Consider the following 25,460-nt stretch of genomic DNA (forward strand, 5'->3'; position numbering starts at 1 on the left):
TAAAGTATTCGATCTGGTGTTCTTTTATGTCAATTATGGCTACGTCTGATGCCAGCATACTTTTTAGAACACCACCAAAATATTAACGTCACGGTAGGTTTAAATTTAGCAGCAGCGCGGCGTAATGCTGGTATGTCTCAAACTGAGGTCATGCAAGCTGTGTGGGGTGTCTCAAACAACCGAAATCGTATTAGTGAGATTGAGAATGGCAAAAAAGATTTAACGCTTATTGACCTTCTTATATTTCAGGACCTTTACGGCCAATCATTAGATTATATATGTGGCCTATCGACAGAACCTGAAATCGATATGTTGGCAGGTACCGTGAATCACGTTGTTAACCAATCACACGCACTTATTGAAATGTTAACAGGCAATGTGGCTGACGTGATCGTTAGTCATGTGAAGTCGATCTGTAAAAATGACCATGCCGCGCTATTAGATGCTTCAAAACGTCTATGTAGTATCGTCAGAGAGGAACATAAGGCCGATAGCGCCAGTGTTGAGGCAGTCGTGGCCGCTAGTACTGTGATGCGTGTTGTCAGGTCCATAGAGGTCAAACAGGCACGGCAAGCACAAGCTATTGATACGCAAATGATGCAGATCACCGAGCGTGTTGATCGTGAAGACCGCCACCGTTTACTAAAGGACCGTGACCGTCACTACCAATACAGCATACCGCTACCTAAACCATCCATGATAGAGGATGCCGTGGTTGTAGGGGTGAACCATGAGTGATCGGTATTCAAAAGATGAGATATGGGCGGCGGCCAAACTTATATGGGAGAACACACCTCAAATAACTGACCGAGAATTACTGGATCAGCTACAAACGACCTATGGAAATAGTGCACCAAAGTCTAGTGGTTCGGTAAGCAAAAGGCGAAGAAAGGAAGCATGGACGAAGCAAAGCCTCGTTAAATCGCCTAAAAATAGCCTCAAAACACAGGAAGAGGACGCAGGAAGCAAGCAATCTAGGAAGCAGGAGTCGCAAAATAGTACTTTGATTCCCTCAAAAACTAATAAAGCACAAAATAGGGAATCAAAGGAGGAAGTGGAAGCAGCGGGAAGCAGGATTGGCGAAATAGCCGACAATGTAGTGATTGATGCCAAAGGCCGTGCCGCCATTATTGTTAAAACTCGACGTAGGTATGCTAATTTAGGCGGCTTATTTGATCAGGCGCTTGCTATAACATTGAGTATTCCTGAATTGGCAGATGAAGCGGCTAGAATAGAACAAGAGGCGCTGGCAGGTGAGTACGGCGCTAATTTCGAGATAGGTGGGAAAGATAAAAAAGAACCAATAGCCGAGGTCGAGGCCGCCGCGCAAAAGTTGCAACAGGCTATGGTGCTAAGCAAGTCTTTAACCGAGACTACAACCAGCTTGGCTATGGCGCTTAAAACTATATCAGAGGTTGAAATGCCGTTATGCGGGATCACAGCGGACGACTTCAAGCAGTCAGACCAAGACCGCCGCTTGGGTGCATTGGCCGCGCTGGGCGATATCAATCAGAAAGAGCGTGAGGCACGCGAACGGTTGCAGCCTGAGCTACACGAGCGCTTGAATCGCATTAAGGCAGCAGAGGCAAGCGCTGATTTTGGCCTCGATGATGAGGGTAATGAGGGCGCCGCCGATGACATTGATGAGGTAGATTATACAGACGTTGATTAAGGAAGTTCTAAATTGGACCAGTAGGAACACCAAGGCTGCCGCATCACTTAGCAGTGCCATAATCTAATGACCGAATTATCAAAAGGCATAGATCATGACATACCTAAACTATGATGCTGGCGGCTTTATCGTTGGCGTTAACAGAATGAATGATGGGATTGACCGCGTGCACGATGACACGCAAGAGATCATCCAAATATTAAAGAGCCAAAATCAAATTGCTAATACGCGCATGACTGAGCTAACAAGGGCTGTCAGAAAGGCAACCTATCAAGCCAGCAGTCAGAGCAGCGTTAACAGCAACCGAGAACGCGCCGCCAGTGGCCGCGCCTCATCCTCAAATCGCATTACTGGTGAACCCGCCAGCATAACCCAACAAGCGCCAAGCGCCAGCCGGCGCACGCAACCAAACAGCAATACTCAAAACATTGGTAGTCAGGCACGCGCTGCAAGACGCAACCAAGGCGGCAATCAGGCGGGTGGTGATGCCGTGCCGATTAGCCGTGACAGCACTAATGCCAGTAGTCGAAAGCGCAGCCTTAATAGTGACAGCCCCGCCAGTACGGACGCAGCAGGGCGCGAACGTGACGCAAGAGGCCGTTTTACTGGGGGTAGTGGTTCAGCGTCCGAAAACGAGCGTAGAAAGCTGGGTTTTGGCTCATTAAGTGGTGGCCGCAGTGATACCAGTGGTATTGATCCGTTGGTCGATAGTTTTAGAGAGGCAAAAGATCTTTTATCCCCGATTGGTGGCATTGGTAAGCTGGCAGGTCGCGGCGTTAAATTTAGTGTGTCAAAACTAAGGTCAATGAAGCGGCGGGAACCGTTGCCAAACGATCAGGATCGACACAACAACGAGAACGAGAAGCTACTAGATAAGATCTTAAAAGCCATTATAAAGCAGCGCGGTAACGGCGGCGGTGGCTTGCTGGGCGGCTTACTTGGTGGCGGTGGTAGTGGCCTGAAAAACCTATTTAAGAAAATGGGCGGCCTAAAAATGCTAGGAGCGCTTAGCGCCGTTGCTGGTACAGCTGGCCTTGCAATGGACTGGGATAACCTCGATCATCAAGGCAAATCAGAGGGCGTAGGTAGACTGGCGGGTGCTGGCGCTGGCGCGGTTATGGGTGCGACCGTTGGTTCAGTCGTGCCAGTGGTCGGTACAGCCATTGGTGCGGTTGTTGGTGGCTGGCTTGGCAGTGAGGGCGGCGAATGGCTTGGCGGTGTGGCCTCACCTTATATTCAGAGTTGGACGAGCGCAATCACAGCCTACAACTTGCCAGCGAAAATGAGCGACACATGGGATAACGGTATCAAGCCGTTTTTTAGTCGCATGGACGCGTTGGCTAGTAAAATGAGCGCGTGGATTGATCAGAAAATGTCCGACATGGGCGATACTGTCTCATCGACTGGCGCGGGGCTTAGTGAAGTGCTTGGACTGGCAGATCTTGGCTCAGTGGCCGAAAAATACGAGTCAGGCGGTCGCGGGGTTGATACCGTATCGACTGGCGCAGGGGATCACGGCGGCGTGTCTTACGGTACACATCAGCTGGCCTCAAAAAACGGCTCAATGGCCGCGTATCTTAGAAGCCCCGAGGGGCAGAAATTCGCAGGGGAATTTGCGGGTTTATCCGCTGGCTCAGCCGCTTTCAATAAGCGCTATAAAGACGTGGCCAGCCGCCGAGGTGATGAGTTTAAGAAGTCGCAGAAGGACTACATTACCCGCACGCACTACATGCCAGCCAAAAAGATTGCAGAACAATACGGCTTTGATACCAAAAATCGCGGTATTCAGGAAGCGATCTACTCACATTCCACCCAGTACGGCGCAAACCATAAATCACGGTTTAAGCGGATAGCAGAATCAGGCGTTGATATGTCCGACAATGAGGCTGTGTTAAAGGCGTTCTATGCAGATAAGGCGCGTTACGTTGATAGCGACTTCAAAAGCAGCTCAGCAAACGTAAGGGCTGGCGTGCGCAAGCGTATCAAGAGTGAGAAAGCGGACGTATTGGCCATTTCTAAGGTATCGGACGTTAAAGAGGCGGTTAAGGATGCCGTCACACAAAAACAGCCTGATAGTAAAGAGGTTGAGGGTTCATTGGCAAATAAAGCTAAAAACAATAGCAGTGCGCTTGGCGTTGAGCTTGGCAAGATGACACCCAACAAAGGCGGCGCTGGTGACGTTAAGAGCAACTTTAGCGACAACACGCCAATGATCTTTAATTCGAGCAAGTCAGCTGGCAAGGATCTTGGTTATGCCCCCGCAAACTTTCCCAAAACGCTTATGCTGAATGTGCCTAATATGCCAAAGGTTAAGCAACGACTAGACAGCGGCGGGGATAGCAAGCCGATCATGATTCAAAGTAATAATGACAGTATTCATCAAAACGTGTCAGATCGCAGCTTGGCACACGCTATCACTGGTGGGTTAGGCCAACAACGCCAGTGGGGTTAATTGAAGAAGGGTGACGCATTGTTATTAGCAGTGATACAATCGGCATTTGTTAGACTAGAGGTTAATTATGCAGTTACAGACAGTTTTAAGACGTGCCAGCGCTGGCTTGTTAGTTGGCTTGACTATGATTAGCCAGGCTCAAGCAGTTGGCTCATCAAAGGACGATAACCTGATGTGCGCCGCTTACATGGATATTGCCGTGGCAGATCTTTACCCGCTAAAGCTCATACCCTATGATAAAGCCAAGCAAATGCTAAGTAGTAGATTTTTGCGTTTGGCCACCACGTCCATATCAACCGATGAGTCGATTAGCGCGGTCGTTGATAGTTTCATCAATTCACGGAACCAAGCAAGGGAAGCCTTGCTTAAAAATAACCAGTTTAACGACTTGCGCTTAAATCCTGAAGGTGATCTTCTCACGTATGCGCAAGCGATCGATAAACAGATGAATCAGCATTGCCCGAAAGGTAACGCCAGCTATGAGGCAATGGCCAACGATTACGATCGTGAGGATATTTTGGCCATGGTGGTTGAGATATCAAAAGAGCTAAAAAAGCACGGCGAGAAATAGCGACTCATGCAGTCAATAAAAAACCCATCTTTTAAAAGGTGGGTTTTTTATTGCTTACTTACCAACAGGATAGCTATACCAAATACGAATACCATAAAGGACTTCTTGATCTTTTCTATGTATCTTTTGGGTTCGGCTTTTAAACTCAAAACTAATTAGTTCATGGCTTGGGTAATCATTAAAAAAGTCACTCATATACTTTGAACAAGCCATTCGGACCTTTTCATTATGACTTATAAAACTATCACTGTCTTCGAGCTCAAGGTGGGTCGGATGCCATTCTGTAAAGATAATTTTTCGACTCAATTTCTTCAATGAAGTAAGCCCTTGGTTTATCAAAACAAGCAAAGCTGTATTGAAAGAGGCAACGTCCTCCTCAGCGGCGTAGTCAGCTATAGCCTTATGTAGAGTAGGTGTCAGTCTAATTTGACTGCGCTTCCAGGTATCTTGTGATTGTAATAATTCTGACTCTAATAAATACGTCATTTTTACATCCTGTAATTTAAAATATTGGTTGACATCAATTATAGTGTCATAATAATAATATTGTCAACGACATTATTTTTAGTGTCATGGGTTTAGATGTAAAATCTCGTAGATATCTTTTGAAAGCTGGGTAAGAGGTTATTAATTCAAACTATAAATAGCATTTCCGCTTAAAAGTCGATTATTATTCATTTTAACGATGATACAATCAATAAAAATTCACCGTCATCAAGGATATTGCATGTCTATTACCAAATCTCTACTGCTGATACTGTTTTCTACGGTATTAATCACTGCGTGCGATTCATCACTTGATACATCGGATGACACTGAGGGTGTAGCCGCGAAGGAAAATCTGGTTGAAGCGACTGGAAATCCTTGTTTAGAGCCTTGGGCCATTGACAGAATGAAAGAGCATATCAAGGAACGAGCAGAAGAGGTGATTACTACTAAGTACGGTGCGGGTGTTATTGATACGTCGTTACTTTATGACTCAGAGATATCATTTGACTATATTTCACAGCCTACCACTCTTGAAAATGGAGATTTGTCTTGTTCAGCAGAGGTAAACGTATCCTATTTAGGAAATGTGAATTCAGCAGATGATCTAGCGGTTATGTATAGTAAATTGGTCAATAGTAATATTGGGTACAACTCAAATCCTTTTGCTAATGTTTATAGTGGTTATGACATCAAGCTAGAGCTGGCAAGTATGGGTATTAGTGAATTTAATATTAATGAGTTCAATGATATTTCAGGTAATACATTTTCAACTAAAATGGATTATCAGCTGAAAAAAACGTATTCAGAAACTGGAGAGGAACAGCAAAGTTATGAAGCAGGTATTGGCAAACCGGCTGCAATGCTTGCAACGATAGCGATATTAGATAAGTTTATACAAAGAAATAAAAGTTCTGACAATGCTTCAAGTGTTGATAGCATAGAAGATCAGGCAGTGAAAGCAGATAGCTATTATGAAGATGAGTATGTAGAAGACTATGAAGATTATGGGGATGACTCAGCTATTACTGCAGATCAAACGCAGCAAACTTCTAATTTAGAAGAGCCTAGAATTGAAAAGCCTGGTAATGAAAATCAAAAGGTAGATGATAGAAAGCCAACTAAGGCTGTGACAATTGCTGATGCAGACGAGGTTGATACTGATATAGATGAAGATAAATACGATACTTCTTATGTTTATGGTTATGAAGCCGAAAATGTAGAGTAGGAAAGCTAGAAATAATACGAAGCCAGTCAGAGGAACACCCCACAAGCCAGCCTCTCAGTGCCCCTTAAACTAGACGTATTCACTACGTTTATTTAAGGGGCATTTTTTATGTCAAAAAGAACAGACCCAATCACTTACAACCTAGCAGATCGCGGCCGCAAGCATGTTGGCGTTGATCGGTCGGACATGAACGTTCAATCGATGATCGAACGTATTAACGCGCCTGATGTTCAAGAGTTGGTTGCCAGTGGTGATCTATACGGCTATTACGGCCATGAAATACGCGCACGTTTTGGCATGAACCCGCCTGATGTTTGGCTGAATCCCAAAACTGGCGAAAACATGCGTATCGAGCCAGCCCTACGCACAATCGAGCTAAGCGCCGACAGTGACGGCAATGTCACATCAAGACATGAGTTTTTAGACACCGATACTGGCAAATACTCAGAACGTCTTTACACCAACAAGGCTGGCGGGTTTAGCAGCGCCGTTATGCGCAAGCGCGGCGCGTCAGGCAAGTTTGATATCACAGGCTTTTATGGGTTCGATTATGTGCGCCAGCCTAATTACAACACCAATCGCGGTAATGGCATGTTCGATAGCTTGTTTTGGCTAGATGAAGAAGAAGCTGAAATGGCGTTTGATAGCTTGGACAACCTAACCCCGCAGCAAGCCAGCCACAAGTCAGCGCTGGAAACGGCTATTTTGCACCAGTACGACAGCATTGCCACTGCCAATGAAGCCGACCTGATGATCAGTCATTACCAAAACGAGGTAATGAAGTCGCAGGATGAGCAAATATCTCACCAAGAGAAGTTGGAGCGCCTACGCCAGCGCCGCCACAATCGCAAACTAGAAGTTTATGACAGCCTGATTTGTCCGTCAGTGTCGTTTGATGAGGCTATTGCGCAGTGGGATAGCTTCAATATGCAGGGCACAAGTGATCTTGACCTGCGCACGACAGGCGACACCAAAAAAGCCAAGGCTGATCAAGAGAGACACCGCCGCGAACGCACCCGCATTTTTAAAGGCCGCTAAGGGGTAGGTATGAGCCAATATCATAAAAATGGGTGTGTGTTTTGTGATCACTCAAAAATACAGGCTGGCGATATAAGAGAGCACCACTTGAGAGGCGTTGATTTTCTGTCTTTTACCCCGCTTAACCCGATAACGCTAGGGCACTTGGTGGTGATACCAGTGCCACACGTTGACGATGCCAGCGCCGCGCCTGATATCACTGGCGCAACGTTCGAGCTGGCCGCCACGATCGCTAAAGATCTTGGCTTGGATAACTACAACTTGATCGTGAATAAAGGTGCTGACGCAGATCAGACGGTTTTTCATTTGCACGTCCACATTATCCCGCGCTTCAAGGGCGATGAAACGATCACCGTTTGGAATACAAACGAGGCGTTACAAGGACGATCAGAATTTACCGATCGCCGCGATCGTCCAACTATTTTCAGACGCACTTAGGAGATTATTTTGAACAAGGTTAGCCGTTTGTTATCCCCGCTGGAATCAATACAGAACGCATGGGGATTAAAACTAAGGGATTTTCGCCAGTGGTGCGCACCAGCTGGCCAAAAGTCTATTAGAGACTGGAAAACGCGCCGTGTTGAGGGTGCGATCATCGTGGCCAAAGGCAGCATGGTTGATGATGTTGAAAAAATGCTAAAGGCTGTGCAGCAGAACGAAAACGCCGAGGCCATGGGTGATACGACCAATTCAGGCACGTCAGTAAATCTACCATTCATGGTGACGGCAATCAGCGCCATTGAGTCGCCGCCTGAGCGTGAGGTGGTTATTGGTTCCCCAACATGGCAAAACGTGGTGATCCCAAGTGATCCATTACAGCGCGTGGTACAGGCAAGAACGGCAAGCGTGTCTTATCGATGTCAAATTGCCTTTTTTGCGCCCGATCCTCACGCAGCCTCATCGATTGCCAACCAGTTTGTCAACTTTTGGAAGCATGAGCGTAAGCGCGGCATTGATGTTTTTTATGAGCTTGGTTTTGCTGGCGAGTCGATCATCAAGGACAAGTGGAATTTTAGAGTCGTAGAAAACACGCTTTACCCTGATAAGGCAGACGTAGGCATTGAGACTGTGCACGCCGTGACGGTTGATTGCATTGTGGTGGGTGCTGAGCCAAACGTGGTGGGCTTGGGCGGCTATGACGACGACATTACCGATACTGGCGAACCTGACGGCAGCATACCGCCAAACTTGCCACCAGTGGGCGGCCACCGTGACCCGCCTGAGAAGCTAAACAGCTTTGTGATTGAAGCGGACGTGATCGAGCGTGAAGCCAATAGACATACCCGCGTAACAGCCGATCCGACCACTGGCGAGATTAACCAATACGACATTAAGGACGACACACCATGAGCGACAAAAAACCAGTAAATTCAAATGTCGTCTATATCGATGCGCGTGCCGCCACCTATGACGGCGTGGCCGTGCGAATTTTGGCCGTTACCCTTGTTGATAGTGGCAAGATCTTGATCAGTAAAGAGGCCGAGTGGCGCGATCAACCAGTGGCCAAAGGTGACACGATCGTTGTAACCGATACACCTAACGTCTTCAATCACTGGGGCTTGGCGTTCAACGAAAAAGAGCAGATGCAAGCGGTTATGGCGGCTTATAAGGCCAGCCTTGCCGCTGGCTTGTTGGTACTTGATGACGAGGTGCAGCGCTATGACCCTAAACAGGTTATCCAAACGCGCAAGGTCGATGAGCGCGGTAAGGCGCTCGACTTTGACAGCATGGGGATTAATAACGGCCATATTGCGGTATTGCTTGCAGTATGGGCGGCAAGATCAGCCCATGGCGGCTATGTCATAACCCGCCAGCCTGATGCCGAGCAAAACGAGGCAGAGGATGACGAGTTCGACATGATGCCATTTAGCATCTAAGTGAGTCGTAATGATAGAGAGCTTACTAGAATTACCTGAATGGCTTGAGGTGTGCGACCGATACCGCTACGACATAACACGTTTTGCGGTTGAAGCGTTAGACATGACGATCGATTCAGGACAGGCCGTGACCCCGCAGCAGGAATTGCTTTTTGAGTCGATCCAAATTCCAAGTAGTCGCACGTCCGTTGCGTCAGGACATGGTACAGGTAAATCTAGGTCGGCTGGCATTATCGCGTTATGGCACTTACTTTTTTACCCTGAGTCCGTCATGCTTTTTACCGCGCCGCAAATTGGCCAGTTAAGGACGGTTGTTTGGAAAGAGATCAATATTTGTATTCAGCGCTTACGCAATAACCCCGCGCTGAGCTGGCTTGCTGATTTTGTCGTGGTACTGACAGAAAAGATCTACATCAAGGGCTTTAAAGACACTTGGTTTGTTTTCGCCAAGACCGCGCCTAAACATCAGCCAACCAACATTGCTGGCCAGCATGGTGATCACTACATGGTATGGGCTGATGAGGCTTGCGGTATCGATGATGCGGTGATGGAAGTCGCTATTGGTGCATTGACCCATGAGAACAACCGCGCCGTACTGACGAGCCAGCCAGCGACCAACACTGGCTTTTTCTATGACACGCACCATAAGCTAAGTCACCATAACAACGGCGTATGGATTGCGTTAGAGTTTAACGGCGAGTTATCCCCGCTGGTGAGTGAATCTAAGCTGATCGAGGCGCTATACCAGTATGGCAGCCGTGATCATGCAGGTTACATGATCCGCATACGTGGCAAGTTCCCTGAATTAAAGGGCAAGTTCTTACTGACGCGATCCGAAATAACGCAGATGCTCAAGCGTAAACCCGCGATCACCGAGGAAGACGAGTACGGCTATATCATAACCGTGGACGTTGGCGGTGACGTTGGCCGTGATAGCAGCGTAATTAGTGTGTTTAAGGTGGTCGATAAAGACTACCAAGGCCGTATTGAGCGCCATGCGCACTTGGTCGATATACCGCTATTTAGCAACCGCGCCAATATTAACGAGCTAAAAGCCAAGATATACGCAGCCGTTGCTGAATATGCTGGCGCGACCGTTGTTATCGATCCTATGGGCGCTGGCATGGGCTTATGCCAGTCGCTAAAAGCTGAGGGCTTGTATTTTGAGACTGTCAACTGGGGCGTGCCTTGCTTTAACAACAACCTAAAAACGCTTTACTTCAACAAACGTGCTCACGCCTATGTGACCATGGCAAAAACCGTTGAGCGCGGTATATTCAGCATAGCGCCAAAAGTGCGCCGTATGTATCAAGTCGTCACCAATCTTGAAACGCAAATGAGCCGCTTGCCGTATTTCTTTGATGAGAAATCGCGCTGGGGTATCACCAGTAAAAAAGACATGCTAAAAGACGGTATCACCTCACCTGATATTGCCGATACATTCGCGTTTGCGTTCCTTGAAAACATCAATTACACGCCAGCAAACAAGGTCGGATTTAAGGGCAGCGATAAGGATAAACAGCAATGGGAGGACTTGGACGAATTGGCCGCGCTTATGGGATAAAGCAAACATTAGTTTTATTTAGTTTTTTTTGGCCAAAAACGTATTTGTATATATATCAATAACTTAATTCTTAAAAGCTTTCTGCAGGATTGATAAAATAATAAACCATTACTTATTTATTTTAGGTCGAAAAAAAGCGGACTGAATATAGCCGTTTTAGGGGTAAAAACCACATAAAAATATTTAATATCAATGGTTTAAAAGCGGACTGACTTTTGCTATAAAATGACCCTCACATGACGGTCACATGACCCCAATCAAAGCGGTGGAACACGCCTAATCACGCTAGCCACCACGCGGTAAAATTATTCATACTCATTAATTGAATAGCGAATAATAATTATGGCGGCTAATACCAAATCTATTATTTTTAAGATCACCGAGGCTGGCAAGCAATCAGCCTTACGAGCCAGCGGCGATGATACTAAGATCCTGATTGACCTAACCCATGTGGCCATAGGTAAGAGCAAGTACACACCGACTGGCGGTGAAACGTCTTTAAAAAATGAAGTCGGTCGCAGCGATATTGTTTCAGGCGAAGTGGTCGGCAACACCTTGCGATTTACCAGCGCCATGTATGCGGACGACATAACGCCAGTGTATGAAATGGGGTTATTTACTAAGACAGGCGTGTTGTTTGCTGTGGTTGCTTCTAGTACAGATCCGCTTGTCACGCTTTACCCTAATATCGCGTTTGTGACCTCGTTCGGCGTGGCCATAGATGATATTAGCAAAGGCAGTATCACGGTAAGCACAGATCCAAATAACAGCTTGGCTACCGTGCTGATGCAAAACCACGTAGCGGCCACCAATCCACACCCGCAGTATGTGGCGCTCAGTCGCTTTCAGCTTCTACTCGATGTTATGTTCCCAGTCGGTTATTTGCACCACACCAACAGCGCGACCAATCCAAAAGCCAAGTTTGATCAGCTGCTAGGTATCAACACGTTTTGGCGTAGGCTGACAGGTAAAATCATTGTTGGTACAGATCCTAATGACAACTACATTAAAGACGTTGGTATCGTCCTAGGTCAAAAAGGCATGACCGAGCTGGCAGGTGTGAACGAACGGCCAAACGTCTACCCGCTTTATACAAAACATATTTTCGAGCGTTATAACCCTGATGATGTGATAGAGACTGTGTGGAATATCAGCGCCAATAAATCATCGATCACCGAGGGAGGCGCGGTACGCTTTACGGTAACAGCAAATAACATACCTGATGGACAGATCCTTAACTGGACGATCAAAGAGGGCAGATTAAACAGTGGCAGTAACGACATAACCACACCTGATAAATCCCAAAGCGGTACGGTTATTTTGAAAAATGGTAGCGCCGTAATCGATTTTACGACCACGCCTGATGATAACGCTGAGGAACCGCAAAAGCATGTACGCCTAACCGTAGGTGCGCCAGCCAGCCTATCGATTAACGTGCCGATCAATGATCTTGGTAACAATGAGTCTGTGGTGCATATCACCCAAAGTACAACCAGCGGTATGCAGCTTGACGAATACTACAAACAGCAAAGCGGCGACTACCCTACGGCAACCGATAAGATCCGTTTTATTGTTGATGCTGGCGTGGACATTATCGCACCTAACACCAGCACGCCAGCCTTGATAGACGGTGATAAATGGCCGTCAGGATCTCAGATCGTTGTTGAAAATCGCGGTCGTATTTTAGGACGCGGCGGTGATGGTGGTATGGGGGCTGTGCTCATTCGCGCCGCAAGATATGAATCAAGACTTGCTTACTCAGACGCGGCGCAAAAAGGCGGTAACGGCGGTACAGCCATTAAATCTACTACTAGAGCGATATTGGTTGAAAACTACAACCTTATTGCTGGCGGCGGCGGCGGTGGTGGTGGGGGCGGTGCATACGTTTATGATTTTAACTCATCCGATCAACGCGTAGGCCACCAAAACGGAACGGCAGCGGGTGGCGGTGCACCACTTGGTAAAGCCTCGATTAACGCTGGCTCGTTTGAGTGGTATATGGCAGACGACCGAAACGATAACAGAAATTTAGTTACAGCCAATATGGACGTGAATAATCCATTCCCCGAATTTGCTGGCATTACCTTTAGCGGTACTACCATTGCAAACGCCAAAATGAATTTAGATAGTTTATATTTTGACGGCAGGATAGTTATAGATGAACCCGCAAACTTGCGTAGCGACTTTAAAGATGTGCCGTTATGGATTCCGTCAGCAAGAAAGGCGGTTGTAAACAGTTCTTTGTATAACAAGTACAAATCGCAGATCGAAAACGACCCTAGTAACCGTGTTTTCTTCCAAAAGGTATGGCCTGATTCTAGCAGTGAGATATACAACCTATCAACAGTCTGTAAAAGAGCGACTGACGCAAGCATTAGTAGTGCTGGCTTAGGCGGTTATAGCGTAGGCGCTTATAACGACACTAGGGGCGTTTACCAAGGGGATGACGGCGGCGACCTATCTATCAACTCAGGCGGTAACGGCGGGGCGCTTGGCGAAAGCGGCCAAACATTCGCGCTATCAAAATATCTGCTATTGGACAACGTGAATGACACAAACAGCATAGCGCCAAAGCCAATCGACAAAACGGAATTAAGCAGTTTAAGGGCGCATGAATTAGCGCCAGCCAGCGGCGGCCTTGCAGGTTACGTTAAAGAGGGCGGCGTTACCATTACCAACTATTCAGCTGGTACAACTAAGGGGCGCTAATTATGGCAGATGCTATTTTGTTTAAAGTCACCAATGCTGGCAAACAAGCGCTTGCCAGCGGCACGGTGAAACTATCACACCTAGCGGTAGGTACAGCTAGGCGATCAACAACAGGTAGCGAGGTTGCATTAACCAGCGAGATTGTAAGAACACCAATCATTAGCGGCGGCGTTGAGCCAATCAGTAACGTGCTGAGATTTAGCGCTGATATCGTGGCCGCAAGTAGTGGTTCTGTTTATGAAATTGGCGTAATGACGGATCGCGGCATACTTTTTGCCGTGGCCGCGTCAAATTCATCGCCTTTTTTTGCTGTGTGCTCGACAAGTAATTTTGCAGCCTCGTTTGGCATATTGCTTACGGAGAGCGAAGCCGCTGGCGTGACGGTAATTAGCGACAACAGCCAAAACAAGCCGCTGGCCACAATGGAGGGGCATTTAAGCCCACAGAACCCGCATAGCCAGTATTTAGACATACCGCGATTCCAGCACTTACTTGATACCGCGATACCAGTTGGCTTTTTGTATGCCAGTCATAGCGGCATAAACCCAAAGCCGCTTTTTGATGAGTTGTTAGGTATTAGCACTACATGGCGGCGCGTTACTGGCAAGATCATTGTTAGTACAGACGACAATGATAATTTTATCGATACCATAGGCGACGCGTTTGGCCAAAAGGGTATGACAACCGAAGCTATAAGCCAGCGCCCACAAGCCTACCCATTGCATACCACTCACTTATGGGAGCGTATTTAATCATGCAAAATATCTACCTAAACGCTGTCAGAACCCACGTTGACTTACTGGTACGCCGATCGCGTACCGATAAGCTAATCGTATGGAATATTGGCACAGACGAGGTGCACGACCCCAGCTTGGTTGCTTATCGTGCGTATGGCAACCGTGATAATGCAGACATTGTGATGCTATGCGCTGGCACGAACCGCATAGGGGAACCGTTGCCGCGCCGTACCATCTTTTTACCCTTGCCAGCAAACTTGGCACAGCTTAAACGTGAGCACATGAGCAAAGGGGCTGGTATCGATGGATAATTACCCCGAGGATTTTTTAAGCCCCGATCGTGAAGACAGCACCAGTTATCAAGATCGCCAGCTTAACGGCATGACGCTTGATGAGCTTAGACAGTGGCGCACACAGACAGGCAAGACCGTTGGTAAGCAGCGCAAGCACGCCAGCCGCCAAAAGCAATATTTCAAAGGCGTATTACAAGATATCGAGCACGGCGAACGCCTGACTACCAAAAAATTAGAGTCATTGGTTAAAACGGCCAAAAACCGTGCTGGCATTAGTGCTGGCGAGTTACTGGAATTTACCCTAGGGGATACCAAGCGCAACCGTGAGTTAAAAAAGACGCTTAACGCCGCGATACTTGATGCCTATCTCGCCAATGTCAAAGCCGCCTCAAACAAGTTTTTAGGCGGTATCACACCGCAGCAGGTGATCAACCAATCCCGCGTCGAAGATATCAAGCGTGCCAATACTCAGATTCACCTTGCCAGCGTTTTTAAGCGCAAGGGTAACGTGATTCATTTTGTCACGAACGCAGGTATTGGCAGTAAGGACACACACCACTATGTGACGGTGCAGTTGCTCGACTATCCAAACTTGCTGCTAGGTCGCACCAAAGCGCCAACCGTTGTGGACGTGAGAGAGGCGGTTATTGACGGCAAGATTCGATTTGATTGTGATTGTGGCCGTCATAGGTATTGGTACAGGTATATTGCTACAGTCGGTAAGTATAACTATAAGATTGATGAGAACCGCTACCCCTCAACACGTAACCCTAAATTAACTGGCGTGGCTTGCAAACACGCCTTACGTGTCATGAAGTACGTCACCAGTCCGCACATGATCGCCAAGATCAGAGATTATGCGCGTGAAGACATAGCCAAGGCCAGCAACCAAGTGAAGTCGCACCGTAGGACAGCCAGCACGCTAGAACGTGAAGCCATGAAGCAGACAGAGGCGCTTAATAACTGGAATGGTCGTTTACATTGGAGCAAAAAGATCAAGCAAGCCGCTACCGCCGCTGAAAAGCAGATCAAAGCCGAGCAAAAGCGCCAGCAAGCCAAATCGCCTCACCAGCCAACGCAAGCCGAACGCGCCAGCTACCAGTACGCCAAAAATCAGCTTGGCAAAAAGAACGTGCCAGCCAATTTTAAAGAGATCTATCAAACCGAAGTTAACAACTATCAGAAAAAATGGGGCAACAAATGAGCTTACGGATAGAAAATGAGCTGGTGACGAATGGCCAGAGTTTGGCCAATCGGATTATCACGTTAAGAAGTCAGGGGGTTATACCAACGTTTGCTTTTAGACGCGTTGTTTTACCAGTCGGTGATAGCACCAAAGACCGCGACCGCGATACTTGGTCAGGGTTAGGATCGGTAAGCAATAGCGATGAGCACGCGATTGATTATGAGCCGTTAGGTCATGCCATGGTTTTAATGCTCGATAGCTTGGGCGGCGCGTTTCATGATACTGGCATGTTTGTTTTGCCCGAAGAAATGTCATCGATCGTGCTCGTTGAGCCTTACGACATTGAATTAGAGGGCGATGAGCGCTTAAAAAATATGCCAAATTGGGAACCAAAAAAAGGCGATTTGCTTTGTTTTATGCTAAACGGCCATAAGGAGTACCACGAAGTCACAGGCATTATGGCTCAGGCCATGCTTGCTAGCGCTGGCAAGCGCTACGCATTGTCGCAACGGTTCGACCTTAACTATCTTGATGCGTTTGATGAGGCCGATATTAAAGACGTGGCCATGCCCTATGAGTAAGGACACTTGGTTATAATAGAGGTGAAACAACAACATAGGATAGTTGGCCATGATTAACTACATTGAAGTCGGTAAACTGGTTCCCGCTAATAAAAAGATCATAAAGCATAAGTGTTGGGGTGTGTTTGATACGTTGTGGGATGAAGTGCAGCGCAATTATGCCGATAGAGAAGACTTGGCAGGTTTTGGTAAGAGTGACTGGCGCAGCGCTTATGATCGCGCCTTACATTCTGACGGCTTGGACGGTTGCGTTATGAGCACGCCAAGCCTTGCGGTACTGGACGCGATCGTTAATAATTTTCTACTGGGCTATTGTCATCATAAATGGGTTAAGCATTGTAACCTCGCAGGGTATTTAATGGCCGCGCCAGCCGCATTTAAACCTAAAAATATTCCGACACGCGTAGACGTACTCATAGACTTTAAAGACGGCAAAAGGTGGCAAACATTTAAAGGTGTGATGGGATTTATGCCACCAGTTAAGGGTTGATGATGACTGTGAATACTGAACCAATGAGCCGTGATTTTGTAGCGCTTGAGCTATTAAAGCATAAAGATATAACACCAGTGGCGGCCTTTAGAATGGCAGATGAGTTTATTTTACTTAGTGACTATAAAGAAGTTTACCGCGCCGCCAATGGTGATATTTTACCTTGTGATCGTTGTGATAAGCCTATAGAGACAGGCCAACACAGGCATGAAGGCCAGCGCGTTTATTACCAAGATTGCTAAAATAGTTGATGTTCACCCATTTCCAAGCCGATAGGCATGAATAAAAAGACATGCTAGACAACGTACAAAAAAGCCGCCTAATAAGCGGCTTTTTTGCGTTTGGAACACCCCTAAAACGCCTATTTGAAAGCCTATTAACATTAATCCTATCAGTTTAGATGTTCTATCACTATCCAACCGACCATATAGGATTAACCCCATGGATAAGAAGCAAGCAGCAGTATTTGACGCAGCAGCACATAAAGAAGTACAGGCAGTACGCCGCCTGATGCGTTCTTTAGAAAACAAAGGCAATAGCAGCGATCAAGTCGCCGCGTTTGACTCAATGCTGGCAAGCAACCCCCAAGGCCGTGAGGCAGCAATGAGCGAGCTACCCGAGTCGCTACAGCGTATCTTAAACAGTAAATACATGGCAGAAGACAAGCAAGCCGTTTTTGATGGTTTAGAAGACGGTATTATTGAATTTAAGCGCCGTAATGGTGGTGAAATGCCGTCAGAGTACGCGATTGCCGCCGCATTAACCACAGCCGCCGCGCCTTTTGGTGGTGCTGAAAAATACGACAGCAACGCAGAGCCTACTTTTGACAGCCTATCACTAGGTCATCATGAAGCATTGTCAGTCGTGCCAGCCGCAACTCAAGTCATTATCGCGTACGGTATCTCTAACTCACTACCACTGCTATCAATGTTACCTAACCCAATGGGTAGTAACGAATTGCCAATCGTTTATGGTACAGCGACCGCAGGTTTAGACATGGGTGTTATGCGCCGTGGCGAATTGATGGACGGTGACAAAGCGGGTATGCCATACCTTGAAAACCGCCATACGTTGACCATGGAAAAAACCGCCGCTGGCACGTTCACGCTTGAATCGCATGTGGCCTATGCCGCTGAAAAACGCGGCGATAAAACCATTAAATTTATTGTTGATAAAACCTCACCACTTGCACCGTTTTTGGGTGGCCGTGTTTCTGTTATGGTCAAAGGTATTGAGATTGCCAATGACAGATACCGTGATCACCCGACCAAAGGTGGTCGCAGCGTTCTACAATCATCAGATCCAGTTGAGATCGGTGCAGATACCTATATCGTAACAACCGCTGTGGCTGATCTTGATACGCATACTATCGAAGTGAATTTTGACACGACAAATGGCGTTGATCCTGATGCTGATGACGTGAGTATCGAGCTTGCCTTTGACTACGAGCGTAAAGACAGCAACGGCAACAACATTTTGCGTGAACCATCGGTAGATATGGAGTTTTTACACCGTTCTATCTATGCAACCCCTCATCGTTCGCGTTCTACTGCAACAATCGATGCGATCACTCAGCTATCGAATGAGCTTGGTATCAACTGGTACGGAGCCGCGCAAACAATCGCTATGCAGCGTTATTACTTTGAGCAGACAGGCCGTTTATTGCGTACCGCGTTCAATATGTGTCTATCAGACCAAAATACGAAAACTGGCCGCGTGGTTACGTTTGACTTCAACAAGACTGGCGTGTCACCGACCAACCTAGCGGATGCGTTCTCTAACATCAATATCACGTTGGGGCTGGCACGTACTCGCTTGTCTCGCGCTATTAATACAGCGATTGCAGGTTACGATCTTTATGTGTCGGATCGCGGCGCGGCGTTTTTCTCAGGTATGGGTGGCCAAAACTACGAATCAACAGGTCTACCGTTTGGTGATCAGTATTCTGTCTACCGTATTGGCCGTCTTAAAAACAACGGTGCAAACGTCTATTACGTTCCATCAAGCATGGGCGTGTTTGACGAAGAAACGGACACCACCACAGCACATGCGTTGTTAGTGCCACGCGCTATCACGCCAGCACAAGCGCCGTTTGTTGGCTTTACCGCAGTACCGCCAATGGTGCTCACGTCAAATGCCACCGCGTTTGAAAAAGACGTGGCGATCTACAGCCGTATGGCTGGCGAGGTTAACCCGCTACCTCGTTATCGCAATCAGTGCATGTTGATTGAAATGATCAACTTGCCAGCGCTTTAATCAACAAGCAAAGGTTTAGCCACTAAAAGCCTTGCTGTCATGAGTGGCAGCAGGGCTTTTTTAAATCTATTTTTAACCAATACCCAAGGATTACCGATATGACAGACGTTAAGCAATTACCTGAAAATCTTGAGCAACTAGAGCAGCTGACAGAGTTCAAACGCGTGTATAAAAAATACACCGCTGATCAGATAGAAGATCTATTGACCGAAGCCGAGGTGGATTACCTAAGCGCTGATAATAAGTCAGAGCTGACATGGCGCTTACTGGATCATCAGGGCTTTGATTTTGAAGCCGCGCTTGCCGAAGCAAACAGTGATCAACCAGCGCCGCAAGATGAGCCAGTTTTAGGCGGTGACGAGCCAGTACCAGCAGATGATAAGGATGATACAAATGAAGACGTACAGACGGTTCAAGATGATGCTGATAGCGAGCATGGTGATCAGGTCGATAGTGAAGCAAGCGCCGATCTTGGTTCAGGTAGCGCAAGCGCAGACGACAGCGAAAAACCTAGTCAAATGGGTAACGTTACCAACGATGATGCGCCGTCAGATATTGGTAACAGCGATGACGCTAACGCAAACAAAGTTGAGCAGCCAGCAGAAGCGGCAGATCAGCCAGCCACCGATAGTACAGCACCCAATGATGAAGCGCCGACTACTCAGACGCTAGAGCAAGACAAGACAGCCGATGAGCAAGCCGACAACCAATCAGCGTGGAGACATCCGTTTTTTAATCGAAGAAACCAGCTACAAAGCAACACGCCAGCCGATGAAGACGATAAAGACCATGTGGCCGTTTTTAATACTGGTGCGTTCAATTTTTTTGAGACAGCGACCAGTACGCTAGTTCCCGCTAAAGAGACAGTAAAGATATATCCCACAGCTACGGCAGATAAAGATCAGATTTTGCGTAATGTGAAGCAGTACAACCACACTCGCGGTAATAAATTGCGCGTTATCAACTAAGAAGCTGATTATCTAGTGGCGGCCATAATTTAGCTATGGTCGCTATTCTTTAAAAAGTCATAAGGACAAGATTATGATCGAGAGTAAAACGTTAGGTAGCGCCGCTGGTGTGCAGTATCAGGGCGTTATCGATAAGACAGAGACAGATAGCTTGCCGTCATTGGCCAATGGTGTGATCACTGGCCGATTTAAGCGCGGCCGTATGGATAAACCGTTTAAAGTTACCGCCAGCAATTATCAAGCATTGTTAGGACGTGATCCAATGAACCCAAGCTATTTAGCCGTAGAAGACGCGTTTAAACGCGGTATTAGCGAGGTGAGTATTTTACGCACTGGCGGCAACTTGGGCGAGAATGTTTCAAGGTATAGCTATCTTGATTTAGCGCTACCACTGCCTGACCCTAATTTTGGTATGTCACAGACTTAATTAATATCTTTTAAACTCAAAAACACAAGAGGTATTTTTTTATGTCTAATGAATGGTTTTATGCAGCATGTGCAAAAGTACAGTTCAATGATGAAGCACCTTTTATCATTGAATTTAGAGATACCAACTTTCGATCAAGTGTGGATCAGTCACCGAATGTGGATTTTAACGATGCTGTTATCCTAGCCTTGCTCAGTCAGTTTTTCTTAGCGAATGAGGATTTTTACACTAGAGGGTGGGGGCTTTATTTACCAAGGGTCAACCACAGTAATGAGCATGATACTGTGTTCTACGGTACGATTTTTGATAGTGAATTAAAACCTAATTATCCCATTAATCGTACCAGTCTTGTGTGTTTTACTAAAGAAATCCTTAGACAAAACCTTAGTGAAACCGTGCCTATAGATAGTAGCTTTACACAACAAGAGTGGGTGGATTTGGTACAAAGTACGCCGTTTGATGAGTTGCAAGAATTGGTAAATCAATATGCAGTGAGTGGTGAATTGGTTATTAATGCAGAAAAAGCTACGCTTAAAATAATGCGATGTAGTCAGGCTGAAATACAGCGCCTTGATCCGTTTGGTGGGCTTGATGCACCTTATGTTGATATCTTTGATCTTGTCAAAGAGCGCCTGACAAACACCGTTAATGAATTGGAACAAAAAGGATTGATGCCAGCTAAGTATTATTCAGATGGAGATTATATCGAGTTTGCCGCAGAGTGCTCAATGACATTACTTCTGACAGAGATGCCGCCGCGACCAACCTAAATCATCAAGCTGTGGAACAGCCTTAACGAGAAATCCGAGCCGCGCCTATACTGAGTAATAAATCACTCAATATAGGCTTTTTTATTATGATCGAGAGTAAAACGTTAGGTAGCGCCGCTGGTGTGCAGTATCAGGGCGTTATCGATAAGACAGAAACAAACAGCTTGCCGTCATTGGCCAATGGTGTGATCACTGGCCGTTTTAAGCGTGGCCGTATGGACAAACCATTTAAAGTGACTGCCAGCAACTACCAAGCGCTATTAGGCCGCGACCCTTCTAACCCTAACTATCTAGCGGTAGAAGATGCGTTCAAGCGTGGTGTGAGTGAGGTGAGTATTTTACGTACTGGTAACAGTGATGATGAGAGTAGCGGGGGTGATGGTGCAGGTGGTGGTGGTGGTGGTGGTGGTGGTAATTTGGGATTTATCAAGGCGGTAAATAATACCAAGATTGACTACCTAGACGGCAATATAGGCGGTCTTGTTTACAGTATTAATGGCGGGGAGATAAAAGCAGAGATAGGTGATCTACCACCGCCAATATCAGACATTGGATCAGAAAAGGGGTTTTTTAAGAGTATGTTTTGGTTTTTTGGCGGCGATGATCTTTACGTGTCGTTTAACTGCTTTGGTGATGATGGTTTTCAATCATGGCCGCCTAACGACATGCCAGCGGGGTTGGATAGCGAGTATTTTTACCTATGGGGGATGGATGAGGCTGTACTAGCAGAGGATCTTGCAAATTATGGAATGCCAGTGCCAGACGGCGTACAGGTTAAAACGGTATCATTAACGCTTTACCCTGCTAGCAGAAAACCTGATAGCAATATCGACTATGATATTTTCGACCTTATTATAGACCCCAGCAATTACACAGCGTCAGAAAAACAGCATTTCTTAGATCGAGGTATCACGCCAGCCGTTAAAAACTCGGACGGATCATACACCCTAAATGCTCAGGTTGTTATGCCAACAGTTGAGTATGTGCCGCCGACATAGCTAAACACGCAGCCACCGTTGATATGTGCTGGAACACCCCTAAAAGCCCAAATCAAACCTTGCCTATACTGATGGAATACCAACACAGTATAGGCATTTTATTATGAGCGCTCAGACCCTTTATTTAAGTATTCTAGCGTCTTCTATGGCGTTGACGGAATCACCAAATCCCGCAGCGCTGGCAAGCGTAGAGCTTGTCACGGAATACGCTTTTGATTCAAACGTCGTGGCAAAAGTCATGGTGGTTGATCAAAAAACCTTTACCACTGCCGCTGACCCCTTGGACAACCTTGTTTTTAAGATCAGCCTTAATGACAAGATCGACGGCAGTACGATAACGGAATTAAAAGGCCGTTTATACACTGGTGGCGGCGTTGAAGCATTAGAAGAACAGCACGCCGATAATTTTAGTTATGTCACAGGCAAGCTAGACTTTCACGGCGCATTGGATAGCCAGTACGACTTTTTCGAGTCCGTCACGACCAGTTATAGCGCAAGCAATGCAGCAGCGATCAAAACAGCGCTTAAAACCATGGACGCGTTAAACGAGCTTGGCGCTTATCGCACAAAACAAGTTGAATTGGCCGTACCAGCCAGCACCGTAACCGACCTGACACCAACAGAGCTTAAAAACGCGTTGTTAGACATGCGCGATCGTCCACGCTACCTAGTCACTTGTGACGTGGCCAGCCTACCTCACATTGAAGCGCTGGCAGAGGTGATGGGTAAACTTAACTGTCATGTATTGCTCGATATCGGCAATATCACCGACTGGCAATCAGCCGTAGCACTGACTCAAACACTAAGCATTAACGATCATCGTTTTTGGGTGTTTTGGAACCCTAACAAGTCACGTCCAAGCAATGCAACAACCGTGCTGGCGCGTAAAAAATGGCGACCGTGTGTTGGTGATTACCTCGCTCAATTATTGTTGCGCAATGCAGCCACCAATGCCGCTGGCATACCGCCAATCTATCGACCAATCGCAGGTTACGACTTCCCAGTATCGTTCCGCGATATAGAGAAAATAGGCGGCTTAACGCTGGATGAAGAAGCACAAAACGCGCTTGCCAGCGCTGGCGTGAACGTGGTTATTAATGAGCGTTTTGAGGGCGGTGATCGTTGGATTTATGGCGATGCGTTGACCCAGTACGACAGCAAGACCAGCGCCTTGCGCCTGATCAATTCATCCGAGATTGAGACTTATACCGCCAATGTGGTGATCGGCATTGCTAAAAAGCACTTACTGAAAGGCATGAGTAGTTATATCAAAGATGCAACCAGCGAGTGTGAGCGCTTTTTGGATTCATGCGTTGTTGATGATAGCGGTAAGGGCTTGTTAGTGCAGTCGTCAGAGCTTGGCGGTCGTTATTACGCACTCAGTATCACGCCACGCGCTGACGACCCATTCAGTAAAGTAGATATCAAGTTTAGCCGCCGTCCGCAAGGTTGCGCACGCCAAGCGTTTTTAGAAACCACAGTAACGAAGTAATAACCCCACTGATCGCTATCACGCCAGCGTTAGCGATCAGCATTAATCACAGTGTAAATAACCATTTTTTCAAGGAAAAGCTATGTTAAACCCAATGATGAACCAGCGCCGCCGTGACCGTAACCATGAGCGCCAACAAGCCCAGTTTGATGCAATGAATCCAAAAGATGCCGCCGACAAGTTGGGCGCTGATCGGATCAGTGAGCGTATGGCGATTGCAGCCACCAGTCAAATGCGTATTCAGGCGCTATCGGTTGTCTTTATGCTGGCCGCCACGCTATCAGAAGCCGATTATGACGATGAAGATATCCTACCAAGCGAAGTGCTAGACGCGCTGATGCTTGAAGCGTTTGTTGATGATGACGATGAAGATATCGACGGTATCGATGAAGACGTTAAGGTCGTATTCTCAGCACACGTAGCAGACGCACTATCAACCCTAGGCGTTGAAGACTCAGTAATTGATGATCTTTTTGATGATGATGTCGAAGTGGCAGACGCAGCAGCCCTTGCCGCCGCTGAAACGGTATTAGAAAACATGCCTGATGATGGTGATGATTTTGATGTGTTTGTGGCCGCGTTCGCTTATAGCGACGAAGACGTGGGCGATGCCGAAGAATCAGGCGCGTTTGATAGCGTGGATGGTCAAGAGCCGCAGTTTGATGCCGCTGGCAAGAAGTTACGCGTTGGCAAAAAGACCGTGAAAAAGGTCAACGGTAAAACGCTAACCTACAAAGCGGTTAAGGCCATTCGTAACGGTAAAAAAGTCACGATCAATAAACGCATTGGGGGCAAGCCGTTATTAAAGGCTGGCCAAAAAGCCGCGCTTAAAAAAGCTCGCCGTAAAGCGGGTACTGGCTCTGCTATCAAAAAGCAAATGAGATCGTTTGGTAAAGGTATGCGCCTGAACCTTTACAAAGGCAATAAAAACCGCCTAAACGCCTTACAAAAGGCAGGGGCAGCGCGTTATTTTAACTCTTAATAACGACTAGCCAGCCATAAAAAACCGCCTCAATACGGGGCGGTTTTTTTATTGGAACACCACCAATAACCCGCCAAGCGATCCACCTACAATAGAGGGATAAACATTAATATTCATTTTATACAGGTGGCACATGAAACTATCCGAGATCACAAAAAAAACCAAATTGGTTGCCGACTTCTCAAAACGCTTGTCTTATAGCGCAAAAGAAAAGATCGTGGCCACCGAGGTTGAAAAGGTCAAGCGCATATCAGGTGCAAGCGTGCGACCAGTCAGTATGGCGTTAGAGAACGGCCAAACGGTCAAGATCTATTTACGCTTGGTTGATGACGGCGCTAAGTACGACATATTCCGTATCGATGTTAACGGTAAGATGATCCCGCTATCAGGCGATTTTGATAACAGCTATGACGACTCGTTTAACGCCTCAGTTGATGCACTGGCCACCATGATTAAGACAGGGCAGAAAAAATTTGATGCTAAGCGTGCCAAGATGAAAGTACGCAAGACACCCGCCAGCGGGGGCAGTGGCAACCGACCAATGAATAAAGCACAGCAGCGTAACGCCTTGCTCGATGAGATCAAAGAGCTTGATGTGATCATTCAAAACAAAGCAACCGAAAAGGCCGAGCTGACAGATCAGTTGGCCAAAATCAAAGAATCCAATAAATAATAGGTGAGAT

26 protein-coding genes are annotated in these 25,460 nt (G+C 46.8%); 25 read left to right on the forward strand and 1 reads right to left on the reverse strand.

Going from position 1 to position 25,460, the window contains the following annotated elements:
- Nucleotides 1-48: 48 nt before the first annotated feature.
- The 4 genes from ACHUET_RS04875 (at nt 49) to ACHUET_RS04890 (ending at nt 4,695) form a co-directional block, all read left to right on the forward strand.
- Nucleotides 49-738 carry a helix-turn-helix transcriptional regulator gene (locus ACHUET_RS04875; protein ID WP_394211115.1) on the forward strand — a complete coding sequence of 230 codons (690 nt, stop codon included), beginning with the start codon at nt 49-51 and terminating at the stop codon, nt 736-738.
- The gene (locus tag ACHUET_RS04880) at nt 731-1,672 is read left to right on the forward strand and encodes a hypothetical protein (RefSeq protein ID WP_394211117.1); all 942 of its coding nucleotides are present in this window, start codon (nt 731-733) and stop codon (nt 1,670-1,672) included. Before ACHUET_RS04875 ends, ACHUET_RS04880 begins: the two co-directional genes overlap by 8 nt.
- A 94-nt stretch (nt 1,673-1,766) precedes the next feature.
- A complete protein-coding gene (locus ACHUET_RS04885; protein WP_394211119.1) occupies nt 1,767-4,124 on the forward strand; it encodes a VgrG-related protein in 2,358 nt (785 codons plus the stop codon).
- A 67-nt stretch (nt 4,125-4,191) separates the two neighbouring features.
- A complete protein-coding gene (locus tag ACHUET_RS04890; RefSeq protein ID WP_394211121.1) occupies nt 4,192-4,695 on the forward strand; it encodes a hypothetical protein in 504 nt (167 codons plus the stop codon).
- Nucleotides 4,696-4,749: 54 nt separating this feature from the next.
- On the opposite strand, the gene ACHUET_RS04895 is transcribed toward ACHUET_RS04890, so the two are convergent.
- The gene (locus tag ACHUET_RS04895; RefSeq protein WP_394211123.1) at nt 4,750-5,181 is read right to left on the reverse strand and encodes a hypothetical protein; all 432 of its coding nucleotides are present in this window, start codon (nt 5,179-5,181) and stop codon (nt 4,750-4,752) included.
- A 241-nt stretch (nt 5,182-5,422) separates the two neighbouring features.
- On the opposite strand from ACHUET_RS04895, the gene ACHUET_RS04900 reads away from it, so the two are divergent.
- From ACHUET_RS04900 to ACHUET_RS05000, 21 genes are all read left to right on the forward strand, one after another.
- Nucleotides 5,423-6,409, forward strand: coding sequence for a hypothetical protein (locus ACHUET_RS04900; protein ID WP_394211124.1), 987 nt, complete (start codon nt 5,423-5,425; stop codon nt 6,407-6,409).
- Between the two features lie 108 nt (nt 6,410-6,517).
- Entirely contained in the window at nt 6,518-7,447 is a 930-nt protein-coding gene (locus ACHUET_RS04905; protein ID WP_394211126.1) for a hypothetical protein, read from the forward strand.
- Between the two features lie 9 nt (nt 7,448-7,456).
- Entirely contained in the window at nt 7,457-7,885 is a 429-nt protein-coding gene (locus tag ACHUET_RS04910; RefSeq protein WP_394211128.1) for an HIT family protein, read from the forward strand.
- Between the two features lie 9 nt (nt 7,886-7,894).
- Nucleotides 7,895-8,797 carry a hypothetical protein gene (locus ACHUET_RS04915; RefSeq protein WP_394211130.1) on the forward strand — a complete coding sequence of 301 codons (903 nt, stop codon included), beginning with the start codon at nt 7,895-7,897 and terminating at the stop codon, nt 8,795-8,797.
- Nucleotides 8,794-9,324 (forward strand): hypothetical protein, encoded by a 531-nt coding sequence (locus ACHUET_RS04920; RefSeq protein ID WP_394211132.1) that lies wholly within the window; start codon nt 8,794-8,796, stop codon nt 9,322-9,324. The genes ACHUET_RS04915 and ACHUET_RS04920 overlap by 4 nt, the downstream gene beginning before the upstream one ends.
- A 10-nt stretch (nt 9,325-9,334) precedes the next feature.
- The gene (locus ACHUET_RS04925; protein ID WP_394211134.1) at nt 9,335-10,888 is read left to right on the forward strand and encodes a hypothetical protein; all 1,554 of its coding nucleotides are present in this window, start codon (nt 9,335-9,337) and stop codon (nt 10,886-10,888) included.
- A gap of 342 nt (nt 10,889-11,230) precedes the next feature.
- On the forward strand, nt 11,231-13,597 hold the full coding sequence (locus ACHUET_RS04930; RefSeq protein WP_394211135.1) for a phage tail protein: 2,367 nt from the start codon (nt 11,231-11,233) through the stop codon (nt 13,595-13,597).
- Between the two features lie 2 nt (nt 13,598-13,599).
- Nucleotides 13,600-14,349, forward strand: coding sequence for a phage tail protein (locus tag ACHUET_RS04935; RefSeq protein ID WP_394211137.1), 750 nt, complete (start codon nt 13,600-13,602; stop codon nt 14,347-14,349).
- 2 nt (nt 14,350-14,351) lie between these two features.
- Nucleotides 14,352-14,645, forward strand: coding sequence for a hypothetical protein (locus ACHUET_RS04940; RefSeq protein WP_394211139.1), 294 nt, complete (start codon nt 14,352-14,354; stop codon nt 14,643-14,645).
- Nucleotides 14,638-15,831: a hypothetical protein gene (locus tag ACHUET_RS04945; protein ID WP_394211140.1), complete on the forward strand. Its 1,194-nt coding sequence runs from the start codon at nt 14,638-14,640 to the stop codon at nt 15,829-15,831. The genes ACHUET_RS04940 and ACHUET_RS04945 overlap by 8 nt, the downstream gene beginning before the upstream one ends.
- On the forward strand, nt 15,828-16,394 hold the full coding sequence (locus ACHUET_RS04950; protein WP_394211142.1) for a hypothetical protein: 567 nt from the start codon (nt 15,828-15,830) through the stop codon (nt 16,392-16,394). The genes ACHUET_RS04945 and ACHUET_RS04950 overlap by 4 nt, the downstream gene beginning before the upstream one ends.
- Nucleotides 16,395-16,443: 49 nt before the next feature.
- Nucleotides 16,444-16,884, forward strand: a complete 441-nt coding sequence (locus ACHUET_RS04955; RefSeq protein WP_394211143.1) for a hypothetical protein — start codon at nt 16,444-16,446, stop codon at nt 16,882-16,884.
- A gap of 8 nt (nt 16,885-16,892) precedes the next feature.
- Nucleotides 16,893-17,126: a hypothetical protein gene (locus tag ACHUET_RS04960; RefSeq protein ID WP_394211144.1), complete on the forward strand. Its 234-nt coding sequence runs from the start codon at nt 16,893-16,895 to the stop codon at nt 17,124-17,126.
- A gap of 199 nt (nt 17,127-17,325) precedes the next feature.
- Complete coding sequence (locus tag ACHUET_RS04965) at nt 17,326-19,140, forward strand: hypothetical protein (RefSeq protein WP_394211146.1); 1,815 nt, start codon at nt 17,326-17,328, stop codon at nt 19,138-19,140.
- 98 nt (nt 19,141-19,238) lie between these two features.
- Complete coding sequence (locus ACHUET_RS04970; protein ID WP_394211148.1) at nt 19,239-20,108, forward strand: prolipoprotein diacylglyceryl transferase; 870 nt, start codon at nt 19,239-19,241, stop codon at nt 20,106-20,108.
- A gap of 73 nt (nt 20,109-20,181) precedes the next feature.
- Nucleotides 20,182-20,535 carry a hypothetical protein gene (locus ACHUET_RS04975; RefSeq protein ID WP_394211150.1) on the forward strand — a complete coding sequence of 118 codons (354 nt, stop codon included), beginning with the start codon at nt 20,182-20,184 and terminating at the stop codon, nt 20,533-20,535.
- Between the two features lie 41 nt (nt 20,536-20,576).
- Entirely contained in the window at nt 20,577-21,305 is a 729-nt protein-coding gene (locus tag ACHUET_RS04980) for a hypothetical protein (RefSeq protein ID WP_394211152.1), read from the forward strand.
- An 86-nt stretch (nt 21,306-21,391) separates the two neighbouring features.
- Nucleotides 21,392-22,303, forward strand: a complete 912-nt coding sequence (locus ACHUET_RS04985) for a hypothetical protein (RefSeq protein WP_394211154.1) — start codon at nt 21,392-21,394, stop codon at nt 22,301-22,303.
- A 103-nt stretch (nt 22,304-22,406) separates the two neighbouring features.
- On the forward strand, nt 22,407-23,795 hold the full coding sequence (locus tag ACHUET_RS04990; protein WP_394211155.1) for a hypothetical protein: 1,389 nt from the start codon (nt 22,407-22,409) through the stop codon (nt 23,793-23,795).
- 82 nt (nt 23,796-23,877) lie between these two features.
- The gene (locus tag ACHUET_RS04995) at nt 23,878-24,777 is read left to right on the forward strand and encodes a hypothetical protein (RefSeq protein WP_394211157.1); all 900 of its coding nucleotides are present in this window, start codon (nt 23,878-23,880) and stop codon (nt 24,775-24,777) included.
- 133 nt (nt 24,778-24,910) lie between these two features.
- Nucleotides 24,911-25,450 (forward strand): defense against restriction DarA-related protein, encoded by a 540-nt coding sequence (locus ACHUET_RS05000; protein WP_394211159.1) that lies wholly within the window; start codon nt 24,911-24,913, stop codon nt 25,448-25,450.
- Nucleotides 25,451-25,460 lie beyond the last annotated feature (10 nt).

Source organism: Psychrobacter piscatorii (genome assembly GCF_043641605.1).
GTDB lineage: Bacteria > Pseudomonadota > Gammaproteobacteria > Pseudomonadales > Moraxellaceae > Psychrobacter > Psychrobacter piscatorii_C.

Coding starts and splice junctions, on each gene's coding strand:
- ACHUET_RS04875 (WP_394211115.1), top strand. CDS start 49: ATGCCAGCATACTTTTTAGAACACCACCAAAATATTAACGTCACGGTA.
- ACHUET_RS04880 (WP_394211117.1), top strand. CDS start 731: ATGAGTGATCGGTATTCAAAAGATGAGATATGGGCGGCGGCCAAACTT.
- ACHUET_RS04885 (WP_394211119.1), top strand. CDS start 1,767: ATGACATACCTAAACTATGATGCTGGCGGCTTTATCGTTGGCGTTAAC.
- ACHUET_RS04890 (WP_394211121.1), top strand. CDS start 4,192: ATGCAGTTACAGACAGTTTTAAGACGTGCCAGCGCTGGCTTGTTAGTT.
- ACHUET_RS04895 (WP_394211123.1), bottom strand. CDS start 5,181: ATGACGTATTTATTAGAGTCAGAATTATTACAATCACAAGATACCTGG.
- ACHUET_RS04900 (WP_394211124.1), top strand. CDS start 5,423: ATGTCTATTACCAAATCTCTACTGCTGATACTGTTTTCTACGGTATTA.
- ACHUET_RS04905 (WP_394211126.1), top strand. CDS start 6,518: ATGTCAAAAAGAACAGACCCAATCACTTACAACCTAGCAGATCGCGGC.
- ACHUET_RS04910 (WP_394211128.1), top strand. CDS start 7,457: ATGAGCCAATATCATAAAAATGGGTGTGTGTTTTGTGATCACTCAAAA.
- ACHUET_RS04920 (WP_394211132.1), top strand. CDS start 8,794: ATGAGCGACAAAAAACCAGTAAATTCAAATGTCGTCTATATCGATGCG.
- ACHUET_RS04925 (WP_394211134.1), top strand. CDS start 9,335: ATGATAGAGAGCTTACTAGAATTACCTGAATGGCTTGAGGTGTGCGAC.
- ACHUET_RS04930 (WP_394211135.1), top strand. CDS start 11,231: ATGGCGGCTAATACCAAATCTATTATTTTTAAGATCACCGAGGCTGGC.
- ACHUET_RS04935 (WP_394211137.1), top strand. CDS start 13,600: ATGGCAGATGCTATTTTGTTTAAAGTCACCAATGCTGGCAAACAAGCG.
- ACHUET_RS04940 (WP_394211139.1), top strand. CDS start 14,352: ATGCAAAATATCTACCTAAACGCTGTCAGAACCCACGTTGACTTACTG.
- ACHUET_RS04945 (WP_394211140.1), top strand. CDS start 14,638: ATGGATAATTACCCCGAGGATTTTTTAAGCCCCGATCGTGAAGACAGC.
- ACHUET_RS04950 (WP_394211142.1), top strand. CDS start 15,828: ATGAGCTTACGGATAGAAAATGAGCTGGTGACGAATGGCCAGAGTTTG.
- ACHUET_RS04955 (WP_394211143.1), top strand. CDS start 16,444: ATGATTAACTACATTGAAGTCGGTAAACTGGTTCCCGCTAATAAAAAG.
- ACHUET_RS04965 (WP_394211146.1), top strand. CDS start 17,326: ATGGATAAGAAGCAAGCAGCAGTATTTGACGCAGCAGCACATAAAGAA.
- ACHUET_RS04970 (WP_394211148.1), top strand. CDS start 19,239: ATGACAGACGTTAAGCAATTACCTGAAAATCTTGAGCAACTAGAGCAG.
- ACHUET_RS04975 (WP_394211150.1), top strand. CDS start 20,182: ATGATCGAGAGTAAAACGTTAGGTAGCGCCGCTGGTGTGCAGTATCAG.
- ACHUET_RS04980 (WP_394211152.1), top strand. CDS start 20,577: ATGTCTAATGAATGGTTTTATGCAGCATGTGCAAAAGTACAGTTCAAT.
- ACHUET_RS04985 (WP_394211154.1), top strand. CDS start 21,392: ATGATCGAGAGTAAAACGTTAGGTAGCGCCGCTGGTGTGCAGTATCAG.
- ACHUET_RS04990 (WP_394211155.1), top strand. CDS start 22,407: ATGAGCGCTCAGACCCTTTATTTAAGTATTCTAGCGTCTTCTATGGCG.
- ACHUET_RS04995 (WP_394211157.1), top strand. CDS start 23,878: ATGTTAAACCCAATGATGAACCAGCGCCGCCGTGACCGTAACCATGAG.
- ACHUET_RS05000 (WP_394211159.1), top strand. CDS start 24,911: ATGAAACTATCCGAGATCACAAAAAAAACCAAATTGGTTGCCGACTTC.